This window comes from Streptomyces sp. NBC_00076 (assembly GCF_045041235.1).
In the GTDB taxonomy this organism is placed as follows: domain Bacteria; phylum Actinomycetota; class Actinomycetes; order Streptomycetales; family Streptomycetaceae; genus Streptomyces.
Genome location: NZ_CP108242.1, coordinates 5,504,431 through 5,520,122 on the forward strand (window position 1 = coordinate 5,504,431; position 15,692 = coordinate 5,520,122).

Sequence of the window (15,692 nt, forward strand, 5' to 3'; positions counted from 1 at the left end):
ACCCTCCCCTCCATCTCACGGCCATACCTCCTCCGGGTTCGGCGGGCGGCGGGGTGCGGAATTGTCCACCGCGCCGGTGACGGAGGAGATGATCTGTTCCTGAGATGTGGTGTTCACGTCGAAGAGGCCGTTGTTGCGGCCGAGGCGCAGGACGGCGACCCGGTCGGCGACGGCCTTGATGTCACCCATGTTGTGGCTGATGAGAAGCACCCCGGCGCCGTGGTCGCGCAGTTCCTCGATGAGGTCGAGCAGCTGGTTGGTCTGTTCGAGGCCCAGGGAGGCGGTGGGCTCGTCGAGCAGGAGCAGCCTGGGCGCGCTGAGGAACGAGCGGGTGATCGCCACGACCTGCCGCTGACCGCCGGACAGGGTGGAGAGCGGCGCCCGCACATCGGGGATGCGGATGGACAGGGTCTTCAGCAGATCGCGGGTCCGGCGCTCCATCTCCACCTCGTCGAGGATGCCGAAGCGGTGGATCTCCCGGCCGAGGTAGAGATTGCCGACGACATCGAGATTGCCGCACATCGCGAGGTCCTGGTAGACGGTCGCGATCCCGAGGAGCTGAGCGTCCTGGGGGCGCTTGATCTGAACGGCCCTGCCCTCCCACTCGATGACGCCCTTGTCGGCGGGAACGACCCCCGAGATCACCTTGACCAGGGTGGACTTGCCGGCGGCGTTGTCGCCCAGCAGGGCGACCACCTCTCCGGCCCTGACCTCCAGCTCGATGTCCACCAGGGCCTCGACGGCGGCGAAGCGCTTGGAGACGCCGCGCAACGCCAGCAGGGGCTGAACCACAGGGCCACCTCCTTCCGCCGTCGGGGAAGCTCATCCGGTGAGTCCTGCCTGGGCGCAGGCGGACCGAAGCTTGGGGGTGCAGATCTGGTCGATGGTGTACATACCGTCCTTTACCAAAGTCTCCTTGATGTTGCCGACCGTCACCGGAATCGACGGCAGCAGGACCGCCGGGATGTCCTTGGTGGTGACGCTGTCGACGGTGCCGGTGGCGATGGAGCCGACCGAATCGCCTCGGCCCAGGGCGACGGCCATCTCGACGGCGGCGTCGGCGGCGGGCTTGTACGGCTTGTACACGGTCATGTACTGGTCGCCCTTGACGATGCGCCGCACGGCCGCAAGGTCGGCGTCCTGGCCGGTGACCGGGGGCAGCGGCCTGACCGCGCTGGCGTTGAGGGCGGAGATGACGGCTCCGGCGAGGCTGTCGTTCGCGGCCAGCACGCCGTCGATGTTGCCCGCGCCCAGGGCGGCGATGGCGCCGGTCATGTTGACGTAGGCGTTCTCCGGCCGCCATCCGACGGTGTCGTACGACTTGCCGATCTTCACCTTGCCCTGGAGGACGGAGAGCGCTCCCCGCTTGAACCAGCCGGCGTTGGGATCGATCGTGGCGCCGTTCATCATGACGATCTGGCTGCTGCGCGCCTTCGCGCCCATGGCCTTCAGGAGCGCCTCGCCCTGGAGCCTGCCGACCGTCGCGCCGTCGAAGGTGACGTAACCGGAGATGGGGCCCTGTGCGAGCCGGTCGTAGGCGACGACCGGGATTCCGGCCTGGTTCGCGGACTCGACCGACGACCGCAGCGCCTCGGGGTCGACGGCGGAGACGATCAGGACGTCCACCCCCCTGGTGATCATGGCTTCGAGCTGCTGCCGCTGCACCGCCGGCTCACCCGTGGCGGCGACGGCCGCCGCCGGGCAGTCCGGGCACACCCGCTTCAGGTGCTTCTCCATCAGGGGCCTGTCGAACTGCCCGAAGCGAGAGGCTCCGCCGCCCGGGAGCAGTACCCCGACGGTGACGCTGTCGCCTCCGCCACCACCTCCGTCGCTCCCGCCGCAGGCCCCGGTCATGGCCAGGCCGACCGCTGTCACGACCGCCACGGACACACGGGAGGCACGGGACGTGCGGGACGTGCGGGACGTGCGGGAGGCACGGGTGACGGACCTACGCTTCAAGGTCGGAAGGCTGACACCGAGACCCATCTTCGGTTCCTTAGGGAAGTTTGTCCTAACTTGCCAGATAAAAGCACTTCGCACCAAGCGTAGCCAAGTAGTCGGTTTCTTCCCGTTCACGTCCGGCCACCTGCCTGCACCGGGCGGAGAAGCGCAGCCGGTGATGTACTCGGGTGGAACTGAGTACGTGCGCTCTGGTCGTCGACGGGGCGAGGCGGAACGCTTGGACCATGCGGACAGGACTACCGAAACCCGTTCTCCAACTGGTGCAGATCCTCGTGTCGGCCGGTGTGTCACTGGCGGCGTGGGCCGCCTGGCTGGGCTGGGACCAGCATCGTGACGTGCAGCCGGATGGATCGACGACCGGCCCCTACGAGGCGTGGCAGGTGATCGGTCTGGTGCTGACCCTGCTGCTGCCGGTGTACTGGGCGGCGTCCCGGCGCTACTTCGCCGGAGCCGTGCTGGGGACCACGGTCGGTCTGACCGTCGCCGCCGGGTACGACTGGTCGGACGATTCCAGCGGCCTCTTCGCCGTCGGTGTGGGGATGGTCATGATCGGGACCCTCGCCGTGACCGCCGCCGCTTCCGCCGTGATCGCCTCCGTGAAGGGGACGGGACGACGGAACACGGCTTGACGGTGCGCCCCGCCGGGCGGTCCTCCGGCGCGTGTGGCGGTGCGCGGCGGCTGCCCAGGAGTCACCATGTCCTGGGGGAGGCCATGGTGTCCCGGGGGAGGCCATGCCCGCACGCCGAGCGTGCGGATCCTCGCTGGAGAGGACGTAACCCCATGCCTGAGCTGCCAGACGTCGAGGGATTCCGGAAGGTGCTCAGGTCCTGCGCGAAGGGCCGGGTCATCCGGCACGTCGACGTGCGGGACGCGGGCGTCCTGCACGGGGTGAGCGTGAGGCGGCTGCGTGAAGCTCTGGAAGGCCGGCGTTTCACCGAGCCGGAGCGGCACGGGAAGTGGCTGCTCGCCCGCACCGGCGGCCCGACCCTCGTCCTGCACTTCGGCATGACCGGGCAACTGGTCTGCGCCCGTCCGGACGACGCGTACGAGGCGCACGACCGCGTCCTGTTCACGGTGGGCGCCGACCGTCAGCTCCGCTACCGTGACCAGCGCAAGCTCCAGGGCATCTGGCTGGCCGACGACGCCTCCGATGCCGAACGGCTGCTGGACCGCCAGGGTCCCGACGCGATGGCCGTCGACCGCGAGGAGTTCGAGTCCGCGCTCTCCGCCCGGCACGGCAGTGTCAAGACCGTCCTCACCGACCAGTCGGCCCTGGCCGGACTCGGCAATCTGCTGGCCGACGAGATCCTGTGGCGCGCCGGGCTGCGCCCCACGACGCGGGCGAGCGATCTCACCGAGGCCGACCGCCGCCGCCTGTACACCCAGATGCGTCACACACTGCGTTCCGCGGTCTCCGCCGGCCGCGTCCCGCCGCGCGACTCCTGGCTCACCGGTCACCGCGACCACCCCGATCCGACCTGCCCGCGCTGCGGCAGCCCGCTGCGCCGGTCCCGTGTGGCGGGCCGCGGCACGGTGTGGTGCCCGCGGTGCCAGGGGAACGGATCCTGAGTCCACGGCCAGTTCCGCCACGATTTTGCAGACAACCCGCTCAACTCATCACGTGCTGAATCAGCCGTAGATTACACAAATTAAAAACTGTTCCCATCAACGTTTCACCGACTTTACGGTCACTCATTTGCCGCGCAACTGGAGGACTGGATGCGGCGTTAGCGGGACATGACGAAACCAATGCCCTTTGGCTTGCCTCGCCGCGGAGCGAGAGCGGGGAATATGTCCGTGGACAGCGATGTGGCCGTAGGGAAATATACTTACACGCCCGGTACGGCATACTCGGCGCTCGATGCGCGTGGCACCCTGCGCAGGGACGGTGCGCGGGTCGAAACCCGAGTTACCGAGTCGCTGCTCAGCGAGTTCCTCACGCTGTTGGATGCGGCCCAGGAGGAACTCAATCAGCGGTGGAGCGGCCAGAGGAACTCTGGCTGCCACACGGACCGCAGGTGACGTGGGCGAATCACCGTGAATCACGACTATGCCGATATCTCGTTTACGCAGCGTGAATGGTACCCCGAGGCTTATCCTTTCGGGGCGGGTACCGCCTGGCACGGCAGTTCTGTCGACGCCCTGCACTCGGGGGCCCCCTTGGAACCCCCCGATACGGCGTGGGACCCGGTCGAGGAACTTGCCCATCTCCTGCAGGACGCCGTACCGGCCGAGCGGGCGACCGTCGTACCGCCGCCGCGCACCGAAACGTCGCCCGGCGTCGACTTCACCGACCCGTTGGAAAATCTGACACAGATCACGGCACAGCTGCCGCCCATTCGGCGTTCTTCCGGACATCGGAAGACTCGAGACCGCAAAGTTCGCTTCAAGTGGTTGCAGACCGGCAGCTTCGTGATCGTCGCGTTCGTGGCCGTCATCGTGGCGATGGTCAGCGTCTTCGGTGGCGTGGTGGCCTACGCGCCTCTGCAGCACGTCACGTCCGGCGCGAAGGGTGGCAAGGTTTCCTGGTGGCCCCTCCTCGTGTACGGCCCCTGGATCGTCGCCTCGCTCTCCATCCTGCGCGCCGCCTTGCACCAACGCCGAGCCATGCACTCATGGTTCGTCGTTCTGCTGTTTTCCTCCGTGGCCATAGCGCTGTGCGTGACGCAGGCGGAGAGGACGTTCCCCGGTATCGCCGGCGCCGCCCTGCCGGCCCTCGCATCCCTGGCCTGCTTCCAGCAACTCGTCCGACAGATCACCTTGACCCTGCCGCCGCGACAGAGCACGTCCCGCCACCGGCACTAGCCGGCCCACCCAGGCGACCATCGCCCCGCTTCCGGCCCGCATCACCGTGGGCCCCCGCGGCATCGCCCTGTCACGAGCCCGGCGGCAAGTCCGGCTTTCCGGGCCACGACAGGGTCGGCTCGGCTATGACCCGCGCGGACATCGCTGCCTTCCTGGTCTCCAGGCTCACCGACCTCCGCTGCCGCCGGGCCATGCCCGCCATCAGCGACCGAGGGCCGGCCACCCGCTGCCCGCAGCCACCGGAGGGGATCGGCGGTTCACCTCACACGGCCCTCCTCTTCGGACTCCTCTCCCTCCGCCTCGTCGGGAAGGTGGACGTCGTCGACGGCGATGTTGACCTCGACGACCTCCAGGCCCGTCATCCGCTCCACTTCGCCGATGACGTTGGAGCGCACGTCACCGGCCACGTCGACGATGGAGACGCCGTACTCGACGACGACGTTCAGGTCGACGGCGGCCTGGCGCTCGCCGACCTCGACCTTCACGCCTCGCGTGACGCCTCCGCCTCCGCCTCCACCGGGGACTCGTTCCCGCATGGCGCCGAAGGCGCGGGCCACGCCTCCGCCGAGATTGTGGATGCCCGGCACCTCACGGGCGGCCATGCCTGCGATCTTGGCCACCACGCCGTCCGCGATGGTGGTCCTGCCCCGGGTCTCCGCCGGAGCCTGGGCCCCGGTACGGCCCTTCCTTGTGCTCACGCCCGCGTCGGGCCGACCGCCCGAGCCGACGCTGGTGGTGTTGTTCGTCATGACGATCACCTCGGCGCCTGTCCGATGTGCTGTGCGGACTCCGAGTACCCCCTTGGCCAGAGCCGCGAACGGGATGGGCGTGACCAAAAGGGCCGATTTGTTCGCCTTCGGCCCGCATGATCGTGCCCGCTGGGTCACCAGCGCGTGCCGCGTGGCCTCGCTCCCGCGCCCTCCCTCGCGAGCTGCTGCTCCCGGCGCGGGGGAGGGCCGGAGCGCTCTCCCGAGCCGGAGGGATGCCTTTGCGGGCTCAGTCGAAGGTGGCGAGGCGATCGGCGTCGCCGCCTCGCCACTCGACGAGGAAGATGGTCGCGTCGTCGGTCGTCGCGCCGCCGCGTTCCTGTTTCAGGGCGTGGGAGAGAGCTCGTGCCACCGCCCGTACCTCGGTGTGGTCGCGGAGGACCCGATTGGTCCACTCGATGAGCTGCTCCTCACCGAAAGGTTCCCCGCCCACTTGGTGCTCCTCGATCAGACCGTCGGTGAAGCACAGCAACCGGTCCCCGGGCCGCAGCATCCGCTCGCTGACCACCGGCTCCTCACCGCCGAAGCCGACCGGCAACGTGGTCGGGCTCTCCAGCCGGTCCACCACTGCGCGGTCACGGATCAGGAGCGGGGCCGGATGGCCGGCGTTGACCCACTGCAGCCGGCCCGTGGTGATGTCCAGGATCATCATCTGCGCGGTGACGAAGTGGTCGGGGCCGAACTGATCGTTGATGGCCCGGTCCATGAACGCGTACACCTGGGACAGATCCGTATGGGCCCGTCGGGTGTGGCGATAGGCGCCGACGGCCACCGTCGCCATGGTCGCCGCGTCCAGCCCGTGACCCATCGCGTCGAGCATGGCCATGTGCAGGATGTCGCCGTTGAGGGCGTAGTCGAAGCTGTCGCCGGCCACGTCGTAGGCGGGCTCCAGGATTCCGGCCACCTCGACCTGCGGAACGGTCATCGACAGCGGGGGCAGCAACGACCACTGGATCTCCGCGGCCACACTCATCGGGGCGCTGCGACGGGCCTGGAAGAACTGGTCGGTGTAGGCGTCCTTGGTGACGATCATGTCCGCGACCAGACCGGCGAGTCTGCGGAGCAACCGCCGGTCGTCGTCGTCGACAGTGTCCAGGGTGACGGCCATCACCCCGATCTGGTCGCTGCCGTCCAGCAGCGGCAGGTACATCCGCACGCTGTCGCCCTGCGGCACCTCCACCGTTCTGCGGCTCAGGAACGCCTCGCCGGCGGGGGAGCCCTCGACCGGCTCGGGCCCGCCGACCTTCAGCCCGCGACCCGGCAGTGGTACCAGCAGCACCTGTTCGTAGTCCTGGAGGAGGATGGAGACGTCCCGGCCCCCGACCCTGGCGACCTCTTCCGCGACGAGCGGGGCGATCAACTGCGGTGGCATCTCGTGGGCCCGGTCCAGCAGCACCCCCAGCAGTCGTTCGCCAAACCCCTCCGACCGGTCCACCCCGGTCCGGTCCGGCCTTCGCCCACCGTCCGTCATCGCTGTCTGCTTCCCTTCGTCCCGGGGCCTGGGGAACTCATCGGGGTGGCTGCGACCACACGGTGTTCACCAGGCGGCCCGGTGCCCCGGCCTCGTCGAACCGCAGCCGAGCCGGTACGGGCGGTGCCGACCGGAACGGTGCCGACGCCTCCAGCACCCCGGACCACGTATCCGGACGCGGTGCCCCGGCGCAACGCACGCCCCGCTCCTGTCGGATCCACCCGGCAGGCAACGGCGGTCAGCGTGGCACGACGCTGTCGACCGGCACAGGCTCGCATCGCCGACCGGTCCAATGAGCTGATTACGCCATGGGCGGCATGTCGCTCCCAAACGCCGGTCATCACAAGGGGCTTGGGTCGACGGGACCCAACGACCCCGGCGTATACACACCGGGGTCGCCCTTCCGGGCCGGTCGCACGTGAGAGTGTGCCGACCCGCTTTCATGCTATGCCTGGTGCACATTTCGGGCATCAGGTGTTTCGCGGCTCTCGTGTCCATGCGGTCCCGTGCGGTCGGGGAAGGGTATGCGCCCTGCGGCAGCCGCGTCCCCTCCGCGCTCTCCACGAGCCGGATGCCCTGGTGTGTCAGCGTGACATCCGTTCGGCTCGGCCGAGGAGTACGCTCAAAGTACCGAGGATATTTCGCGCACCGGCTGCCACGCTCGTGTCGTTTTCGGCGATCGAATAGGCCGGGTCGCCCGCGGTCGGCCCGGGGCAGGGTTCGCGTCATGACTGCGACCATTTCCCTCTCGCCGACACTCGAAGACCGGCTCTCGTCGTCCTCCCCCACGTCTTCCTCGCTCCGCCTGTCGCTGGCTCCCGCCGGCGCCGCGCCGGCTCTCCTGGACGGCGCGTGGTGGCCCCGCTCTCGCGATCTCGTGGCGGAACTCCCGACCCTGATGGCGGTACTGGATCCACTGTGGGGGCGGATCACCCGGGTCACGGTGAATCCCACGCACTGGCCGGTCGTTCCGCGCAAGGTGCCCGTCGCCGGGCATGTGGTGAACGTGGGCTGGTTCCGGTCCGAGCAGGATCCGCATGAACTGCTGCTGCTCTCGTATCACGTGGGCCGCTGGAACCTGCTGGTGGTCCCGCCGTGGACGGACCCCGTCTCGGCCGCCTGGCTGATGTCCGCCGCGAGCGACCCCCTGGGCACGTCGACCGCGAGCCGGTTGATGGAGCAGGCCGCGCGCCGCCGGACGGTGACGGAGACCGACCGGGCCGTGGAGGCGGTCTGGGACTCCGAGGGAGGGCATGGGGCCCGCGAACCCGTCGCGCGGCCACGGATCCTGGCAGCCATGCCCGAGGAGGTAGCTCAAGCCGTTGCACCAACCACGACCCTGAATCGTCCGATGGGGATGTGAGAACCATGGAGACCTTCGTGACCGTGCTCGTCATCTTGGCGATGATCGCTCTGGGCGTGCTCCTCATCCACCTGGCCAACCGGCAGCGCGGCGACCGCATCGCCGCCTTCCACCGCGGCCGCTCCTGGGCGACGGCGTGGGCACGCGGCACCCGGAAAGAAGTGGGGTGAGTCCTCGTGATTCCCATCAGGCTTCTGGCGGACAGCAGCAGGGAGCCGATACTTCCCGGCACCGCGGTCCTGCGGATGGAGACGACGCCCAAGCGCACGGGGACGTTCGACGGCGCGTGGTGGCCGCGGTCACGCGACCTCGAGAGTCAACTGTCCGGACTGCTCGCGGCGCTGACCGCCCGGTTGGGTCCTCTCGCCCGTGTCGGCCTCGACGCGGGCGCCTGGGACGAGAGGCCGGGCCATCTGGTCGTCGACGGTCGTACCGTCCGCATCGACTGGTCGGCCGTCGGCGACGACACCATGATCGTCACTCGGGGAGTTCAGGACCACTTCCTGTTCCTGGTGATCCCTCCACAGACAGCTCCTTCGCTCGCTCGCGCCGCGATGGACATGGCCGTACGGGACGACAACCACGTCTCGGCCGAACGGATTCTCGCCGCCACCGGCGTCACTCCCGCCGACCGCACGCGCGTACCGCCCGGTGCTCCCGGCTGGTAGCCCATCTGATCGCACAGCACGCAGTCCGGTCCTGGAGACGGCGTTCAGGAACCGCGTTCAGGAACCGCGTTCAGGAACCGCGTTCAGGAACCGGGGGCAGGAACTCGGTTCGCGGGACCGGAAGTTGACCCGTCCGTCTTCGTGCAGGCACTCGCACACCCTCATGTGTCCGAACAGGGGAGCCATGGCCCTTCCACAGCTGAACGTCTACCGGCACGACCGCGACGACCGCGCTCTGATCACTCTCGCGGGAGAGATAGACCTGGCCACCGCACCGCTGGTGCGCGAATCCCTGGCCGAGTGCCTACGCGACGGCATCCTCAGTATCGATGTCGATCTCACGGCGGTCACCTTCTGCGACGTCGGCGGACTCGACGCCTTCCTCTTGGCCTCCCGGCTCGCCACGGACACCGGCAGGACCTTGCGACTGCACCACCCGTCGCGGAGCATGGCCCGCGTCATCGAGATCACCGGCTCCGGATTCCTGATGCACTCGGTACCTGACGTCGGCGCGCGATCGTGCCGGGCGCCCGTTGTCATGGGCGATGCGCCGTGACGCCCCCGCTCGGGCGGCAGCAGCCGCCGCACGGTGACGGAAGCACACCGTCCACCATGGGCGCGTTACGTCTGCGTCGGCTGAACCGCTGGCAGGCCGAGACCTTGAAGGAGGACCTGGCCGATCTGTACGTGGAGTCCTCCCAGGCACGGGCCGGCGAGGGGTACCGGGGCCGGGAGGCGTTTCTGCGGCGGCTGACCGGCGCGATCCGGCGGCCCGGCTTCGCCCTGCTGATCGCGGAGAGCACCGCTTTCGCCGGGTGCGTCTACGGATTCCCGGTACGGCGGGAGGGGACGTGGTGGCGGGGGTTCGAGGGGCCCCTTCCGCGGAGCGTCGAACAGCTCACGGCGTCCGGTCACGTCTTCGCGATCACTGAGACCGTGGTTCACCCGCACACGGACGACCAGGGCCTCGCCCGCCGCCTTCAGCAGTGCCTGCTCGCCGACCATCACGCCTCGCTCGGGGCGACGTTGGTGGAACAAGCCGACTCGGCGGTCCGCAACGCCTTCCTGTCGTGGGGCTGGCAGGACATTGGGCTGGTTCGTCGGCCGTCGGACCAGCAAGTTCTCCGGCCGTCGGACCCCGCGGTGCTACGAGCGCTGGTCCTTCCGCTCGGGCTCGGGCCGCGTACGGCCGCCCACCCGGACGGGCTCGCCCACGAGAACCGCACCCAGCGGCCCGGCTGACGAACACCGTTGTGCGGTGCCTGGCGGGGGGCATCGCGTTGTCGGCGGCTCCACCCGTTCGAGGGGAAGGGGCACCTCGTTGAGAGGTGCCCCTTACTCATCTTGGGTTTCTCCTCACTGAGATACAGGCGAGGTTTCGCTCAGTCCCCGCATGCCGCCCAGGGCTTCAGTGACACGCCGCGTACCCAGGGGGACGGCCGTATTGGTCGTGGCAGTCGGGCTTGTGACCGCCGTGGTCCCCGTGGTCCCCGTGTCCCCCGTGGTTACCTCCACCGCCAGGTCCCTTGGGTCCGGTGTCGCCCTTGGGGCCTTTAGGCCCGGTGTCGCCCTTGGGGCCTTTAGGCCCGGTGTCACCCTTGGGGCCCTTAGGTCCGGTGTCGCCCTTGGGGCCCTTGGGTCCGGTGTCGCCCTTGGGCCCCTGAGGTCCGGCGGTTCCGGCAGGTCCGGCGTCGCCCTTGGGTCCGGCGGTTCCGGCAGGCCCGGCGGTTCCGGCAACTCCGGCAGGTCCGGCGTCGCCCTTGGGTCCGGCAGGTCCGGCGGTTCCGGCAGGTCCGGCGTCGCCCTTGGGTCCGGCGGGTCCGGCGGTTCCGGCAGGTCCGGCGTCGCCCTTGGGTCCGGCGGGTCCGGCAGGCCCGGCAGTTCCGGCAGGCCCGGCGGGCCCGACAGCTCCGGCGGGTCCGGCAACTCCGGCAGGCCCAGCAGGCCCGGCAACTCCGGCAGGCCCGGCGGGGCCAGTCGCGCAGAACGGCGTCGTGATGACGTTGCTGTCCAGTGTCACCGCGCCGATCCTCGCAAGGGCACGGCCTTGGATCGTGGTGCCCGTCGTCACCGTGATGGACTGGTCGGCCATGATGGTGCCGACGAACTTGGAATTGGTCCCGAGAGTGGCGGAACTGCCCACCTGCCAGAACACGTTGCAGGGCTGTGCACCGTTGACGAGGATGACGCTGCTGGCCGATGCGGTGGTCAGCGTCGTTCCGGCCTGGAAGATCCAGACGGCGTTGGGGTCACCCTTGGCGTTGAGGGTGAGGGCTCCGGTGAGTCCCATCGACGACGAGGCCGTGTAGACGCCGGGCACCAGTACCTGCCCGCCGAGATCGGCAGTGACGGCGGCTCCGGGTCCCCGGCCGGCCGCATCGTTGTAGGCGGTGGTCAGATCCGTCTTCGCCGTACCGGCCTCGGCGTCGGCCACATGCAGGTCGCCGAAGATCTGCCCGGGGCCGGAGGGCGTCGACGTTGTGAAGCCCACCACCGAAGGGCCCGGACTGAGTCCCAGGTCGCCGTTGATGACGGTGGGGCCGGTGTTGGTGACCGTTGAACCGGCCAGGACCGCGTAAGTCTTGGCGGTCCCCAGACCAACGGGGGCTTCTGCGGCGTGCGCGACGCTCGAAGCCAGCGTGACCGTGGCCAGCAGCACTACTCCGGGCAGGAGTGCGAGACGCGCCTTGAGCCGATGGTGAATACCTCTGCTGCCTGGTGAACGGGGCGAGTGGGCAACCACTGCCATGCGAGTGACCTTTCTTGTCGCCGTTGAGCTCAGGCGCCCCGGCAAGGGGGACTCCGAACTTCCGTCGTGAGTTCCGGTCGGGCCGGAAGCCGCGCCTTTGCGGAATCAGCCGCGAACAGAGGTCCGCAGGACGAGCACCTGCGGATGAGCTGATGAACCGTCACCCACCGGACATAAGCTAGCAATAGCCTTATAAAGTACATACGGATAAAATGCCGAAGGGGGCAAAGGGGCGCGTAATTCACCCTGCTGGTCTTGTTGGTGCTTGATTCCGAGCCATCAGCTTGTTCGCGGGAGGCCGGCCACCGGCCGGATCATGGCGCGCTGACCGGCTCGGACGGGGGCGAGTGATCACAGCGGACGACAAAAAGGCCCGGGTCCATGACCTGGGCCGGCTTCGCCGTGGAGCGGGTGACGAGACGCGAACTCGCGCTCTCCCACTGGGATGTGACGGCGCTGGAACGGCCATGTGGCGCTGACCGCGCGCCGAGCCGAGGACAGCCGTGGGGAAGGTGTGGTGCCCGCGTCGAGGAATCGACCCGAGCCCACCTCGGCGTTGATCGCCTGCAGCAGATTGAGGTGGATCCTGCCGGGCGGGCACGGCCTGGAGCATGGTGGTGCCCAGCGCGGAAAGCCTGTCCATCAAAAGAGCGGCAAAGGGATGGGCGCCGGTGCGCCTGTCGTGCCGACCGGGGTACTCGGGGCGACTGGCAGGAAACGAGCCACTACGCCAAACGAGCCACGACGCCAATCGTGCGACGCGAGGAGACCCGATGGCACCGCCCCGAAACCGTGCACAAGCTGACCAGCAGAGGAGGGGAAAGGGCCACACCGGCCACACAGGCCGCGGGGAACCGGGCGGACGCGCGCTGCTCGCGGACCCGCTGAGCAACAAGGGCGTCGCCTTCACCCAGGAGGAGCGGGAGCGGCACGGCCTGGTCGGGATGCTGCCGCCCGCGGTGCTGTCCCTGGAACTGCAGGCGCGCCGCGCCTGGGAGCAGTTGCGGGCGCAGCCGGACGACCTGGCGAAGAACGTGTACCTGGAGCAGCTCCACGACCGCAACGAGGTCCTCTACTTCCGGCTGCTCACCGACCACCTCACCGAGCTGCTGCCCATCGTGTACGACCCGACCGTGGGCGAGGCGATCAAGCGGTACAGCCACGAATACCGGCGACCGCGCGGGGTCTACCTCTCCATCGACCGACCCGAGGACATCCGCCCCGCCTTCCAGACGCTCGGCCTCGGCCCCGACGACGTCGACCTGGTGGTGGCGACCGACGCGGAGCAGCTCCTCGGCATCGGTGACTGGGGCGTCGGCGGCATGCAGATCTCGGTCGGCAAGCTGGCCGTCTACACCGCCGCCGCGGGCATCCACCCGGGGCGGGCCGTTCCGGTGATGCTCGACGTCGGCACCGGAAACCAGGCGCTGCTCAACGACCCGCTGTACGTCGGCAACCGGCACAACAGGGTGCGCGGCGAGAGGTACGACTCCTTCGTCGCCGCCTTCGTGGACGCGGTCACCGAGCTGTTCCCGCGCGCACTGCTGCACTGGGAGGACTTCGGCCCCGGCAACGGCCGCCGCATCCTTGAGCGGTACGGCGAGAAGAGCCGCACCTTCAACGACGACATGCAGGGCACCGGCGCGATCACGCTGGCCTGCGTCATGAACGCGGTACGGGTCACCGGCACGCCCATGCGCGACCAGCGGGTCGTGGTCTTCGGCGCCGGGACGGCGGGCGTGGGCATCGCCGACCAGCTGCGCGACGCCATGATCCGCGACGGACTGGACCGGGAGGAGGCCACCAGGCGTATCTGGTGCGTGGACCGCCAGGGCCTGCTGCGGCAGTCCACCGGGCAACTGCGCGACTACCAGCGGCCGTACGGGCGCCCCGACGACGAGTGGCCCGACGACCGGCCGGCCGACCTGCACAGCGTGGTGGACCAGGTGCAGCCGACCGTGCTGGTGGGCACCTCCACCCAGCACGGGGCCTTCACCGAGGACGTGGTGCGTTCCATGGCCCGCACCGTGGACCGGCCGGTCGTCCTGCCGCTGTCCAACCCGACGGAGAAGATCGAGGCCATGCCGGAGGACGTCCTGCGGTGGACCGGCGGCAAGGCCCTGGTCGCCGTCGGCATCCCGGTTCCTCCCGTCGAGCTGGACGGCACCACCTACGTCATCGGCCAGGCCAACAACGCCCTCCTCTACCCCGGGTTGGGGCTGGGCGCCGTGGTGGCCGACGCCGAGCGGATCACCGACGGCATGCTCCAGGCCGCCGCGGAAGCCGTCGCCGGCCTCGCCGACCTGTCGGAGCCCGGCGCCGCCCTGCTGCCGGAGGTGGAGAACCTGCGCACCGCGTCGGCCGTGGTCGCCGCGGCCGTCGCCCGCCGCGCCGCCGAGGAGGGAGTCGCCCGGGCCCGACTCGAGGACGTCATCCAGCAGATCCAGGACGCCATGTGGCAGCCGGAGTACGGCTGACGGGGCGAGGGGGGGAGCGAAGCGAAAACACAGAAGAGGCCGTCGATGAAGCGTTGGGGGAGGCGGTCCTTCTGGCGGTTGGGGTGAGCAGCAGCCGCGTCACGGTGCGGATGCAGGTGCTGGTCGGCCAGGCGCGCGATCGGGACGGAGACGGTCGGGTCTCGAACGGCGTCGCTGTTGCTCACGCCACCAGCCGTTGCGGGGAGGTGCCTGAGCTACCGCGGACATCAGCGCGGGATCCGGCCGGCGTCACCGGGCGGAGGAGCGAAGGGAACCGCCCTCTGAGGCAGACCTGGCGCGTCCGTGCGGTCGGCGTACGGGACCGGGAAGCCAGGGACAGGAACGTGGGCCGCGGGAACCTGGGGATACGCGCCGGGAATGGACAACGGCGGCGGGACCGGTGCCGGCGCGGGGACGGTGCGGAGCGGCGCGCGGCGACGCGCCAGCCAAAGGACGGCCGCCGTGTACAGGGCGATGCCGGCCAGGTCGAGGGCCACGAGCTGCCAGGGAGCGTCCGCGGCCGTGTCGTCGCTTTTGAGGCCGTCGACGACGGCGGCCGAGACGCCGAAGGCCAGGAGGTTGTTCACGGCGTGCAGTCCGATGGCCGCCTCCAGACCGCCGGTGCGTACGGTGAGCCAGCCCGCGACCACTGCGAACACGGCCAGGTCGGCGAAGCCCCACGCAGTGCCCCAGCCGTGGGCGGCGGCGAACAGGAGGGCCTGGGGCACGAGCGCCCACCACGGAGAGCGCAGGAAGGCGCCGACCGCCTGCGTGAGCCAGCCGCGGAAGACGTACTCCTCGGCGGCCGCTTGCAGCGGCACCAGGACGACCAGCATGGCGAGGGCCGGGCCGAAGACCTCCCAGCCCGCCCACCGCGACGGCGGGGCACCGTCCGTAGGCAGCAGCAGCATGGCCCCGGTGGTCACGGCGAGGACCGGGAGGGCCGCGAGCACGCACAGCCCCAGCCAGTGCCACCGCAGTCCGCCCGTCACGGACGAGACCGTGCCCGCCGGGCGGCGGCCGGCCCAGCGCGCCGCGAGCAGGACCACGGGGATGGCGGAGGCGATCGCCAGCAGGTCGAGGGCGGTACCAGAGACGGGGCCGAACTCGACGGTTCCGTCGTCGGCTTCGGGGTAACCCTTGGCCGCTCCCAGGGCGGAGCCGAGGCCGTAGAGCAGTCCGGCCACGAGCAGGCACGCCACGGCCACGAACCCGGTGCCCAACACGGGCCGCCACCATCGGTGACGTGCCGAGACGCGGGCCATGCGGTGGTAGGGGAGCCGTTCGGGGAGGAGCGCGGGCATCGGGGCAGCGAGCGCATTCGTCATGGCGACAAGCCTCCCGGCGGGCCCGTGTCCCCACATCGGCCGCGGGCACGAACGGTGTCTCTGCCGGAGGGTGGAGAGCGACCTCCTACCTGGGGCCGGTG

At 69.8% G+C, this 15,692-nt stretch carries 15 protein-coding genes; 9 read left to right on the forward strand and 6 right to left on the reverse strand.

Features of this window, described 5'->3' with window-relative positions; all coding sequences use genetic code 11:
* Positions 1–15: 15 nt before the first annotated feature.
* Together OHA64_RS25020 and OHA64_RS25025 are read right to left on the reverse strand one after the other, a co-directional pair.
* On the reverse strand, positions 16–792 hold the full coding sequence (locus OHA64_RS25020) for an ATP-binding cassette domain-containing protein (protein ID WP_405616698.1): 777 nt from the start codon (positions 790–792) through the stop codon (positions 16–18).
* Positions 793–822: 30 nt separating this feature from the next.
* Positions 823–1,986: a sugar ABC transporter substrate-binding protein gene (locus OHA64_RS25025; RefSeq protein WP_405616700.1), complete on the reverse strand. Its 1,164-nt coding sequence runs from the start codon at positions 1,984–1,986 to the stop codon at positions 823–825.
* Positions 1,987–2,186: 200 nt separating this feature from the next.
* Between OHA64_RS25025 and OHA64_RS25030 the strand changes: the two genes are divergently transcribed.
* From OHA64_RS25030 to OHA64_RS25040, 3 genes are all read left to right on the forward strand, one after another.
* On the forward strand, positions 2,187–2,591 hold the full coding sequence (locus OHA64_RS25030) for a hypothetical protein (RefSeq protein WP_405616702.1): 405 nt from the start codon (positions 2,187–2,189) through the stop codon (positions 2,589–2,591).
* 152 nt (positions 2,592–2,743) lie between these two features.
* Complete coding sequence (locus tag OHA64_RS25035; RefSeq protein WP_405616704.1) at positions 2,744–3,532, forward strand: Fpg/Nei family DNA glycosylase; 789 nt, start codon at positions 2,744–2,746, stop codon at positions 3,530–3,532.
* A gap of 468 nt (positions 3,533–4,000) precedes the next feature.
* Positions 4,001–4,768, forward strand: coding sequence for a DUF2637 domain-containing protein (locus tag OHA64_RS25040; protein ID WP_405616706.1), 768 nt, complete (start codon positions 4,001–4,003; stop codon positions 4,766–4,768).
* Positions 4,769–5,025: 257 nt separating this feature from the next.
* Here OHA64_RS25040 and OHA64_RS25045 read toward each other — a convergent pair whose 3' ends face one another.
* Both OHA64_RS25045 and OHA64_RS25050 read right to left on the reverse strand, forming a co-directional pair.
* The gene (locus OHA64_RS25045; protein ID WP_405616708.1) at positions 5,026–5,517 is read right to left on the reverse strand and encodes an Asp23/Gls24 family envelope stress response protein; all 492 of its coding nucleotides are present in this window, start codon (positions 5,515–5,517) and stop codon (positions 5,026–5,028) included.
* Positions 5,518–5,764: 247 nt separating this feature from the next.
* On the reverse strand, positions 5,765–7,006 hold the full coding sequence (locus tag OHA64_RS25050; RefSeq protein ID WP_405616710.1) for a PP2C family protein-serine/threonine phosphatase: 1,242 nt from the start codon (positions 7,004–7,006) through the stop codon (positions 5,765–5,767).
* A gap of 727 nt (positions 7,007–7,733) precedes the next feature.
* On the opposite strand from OHA64_RS25050, the gene OHA64_RS25055 reads away from it, so the two are divergent.
* The 5 genes from OHA64_RS25055 to OHA64_RS25075 all read left to right on the forward strand — a co-directional run bounded on the left by OHA64_RS25055 (position 7,734) and on the right by OHA64_RS25075 (position 10,279).
* Complete coding sequence (locus tag OHA64_RS25055) at positions 7,734–8,369, forward strand: DUF5994 family protein (protein ID WP_405616712.1); 636 nt, start codon at positions 7,734–7,736, stop codon at positions 8,367–8,369.
* A 5-nt stretch (positions 8,370–8,374) separates the two neighbouring features.
* Positions 8,375–8,539, forward strand: coding sequence for a hypothetical protein (locus tag OHA64_RS25060; protein ID WP_405616714.1), 165 nt, complete (start codon positions 8,375–8,377; stop codon positions 8,537–8,539).
* Between the two features lie 6 nt (positions 8,540–8,545).
* Positions 8,546–9,037, forward strand: coding sequence for a DUF5994 family protein (locus OHA64_RS25065; RefSeq protein WP_405616716.1), 492 nt, complete (start codon positions 8,546–8,548; stop codon positions 9,035–9,037).
* A gap of 184 nt (positions 9,038–9,221) precedes the next feature.
* A complete protein-coding gene (locus tag OHA64_RS25070; protein WP_405616718.1) occupies positions 9,222–9,593 on the forward strand; it encodes an STAS domain-containing protein in 372 nt (123 codons plus the stop codon).
* A gap of 56 nt (positions 9,594–9,649) precedes the next feature.
* Positions 9,650–10,279, forward strand: coding sequence for a hypothetical protein (locus tag OHA64_RS25075; protein WP_405616720.1), 630 nt, complete (start codon positions 9,650–9,652; stop codon positions 10,277–10,279).
* 166 nt (positions 10,280–10,445) lie between these two features.
* On the opposite strand, the gene OHA64_RS25080 is transcribed toward OHA64_RS25075, so the two are convergent.
* Positions 10,446–11,786, reverse strand: coding sequence for an ice-binding family protein (locus OHA64_RS25080; RefSeq protein ID WP_405616722.1), 1,341 nt, complete (start codon positions 11,784–11,786; stop codon positions 10,446–10,448).
* A gap of 773 nt (positions 11,787–12,559) precedes the next feature.
* Between OHA64_RS25080 and OHA64_RS25085 the strand changes: the two genes are divergently transcribed.
* Positions 12,560–14,263, forward strand: a complete 1,704-nt coding sequence (locus OHA64_RS25085) for an NAD-dependent malic enzyme (RefSeq protein ID WP_405616725.1) — start codon at positions 12,560–12,562, stop codon at positions 14,261–14,263.
* Between the two features lie 227 nt (positions 14,264–14,490).
* Here the strand turns inward: OHA64_RS25085 and OHA64_RS25090 are convergent, their stop codons facing one another.
* Positions 14,491–15,591: a CPBP family intramembrane glutamic endopeptidase gene (locus tag OHA64_RS25090; protein ID WP_405616727.1), complete on the reverse strand. Its 1,101-nt coding sequence runs from the start codon at positions 15,589–15,591 to the stop codon at positions 14,491–14,493.
* Between the last annotated feature and the right edge of the window lie 101 nt (positions 15,592–15,692).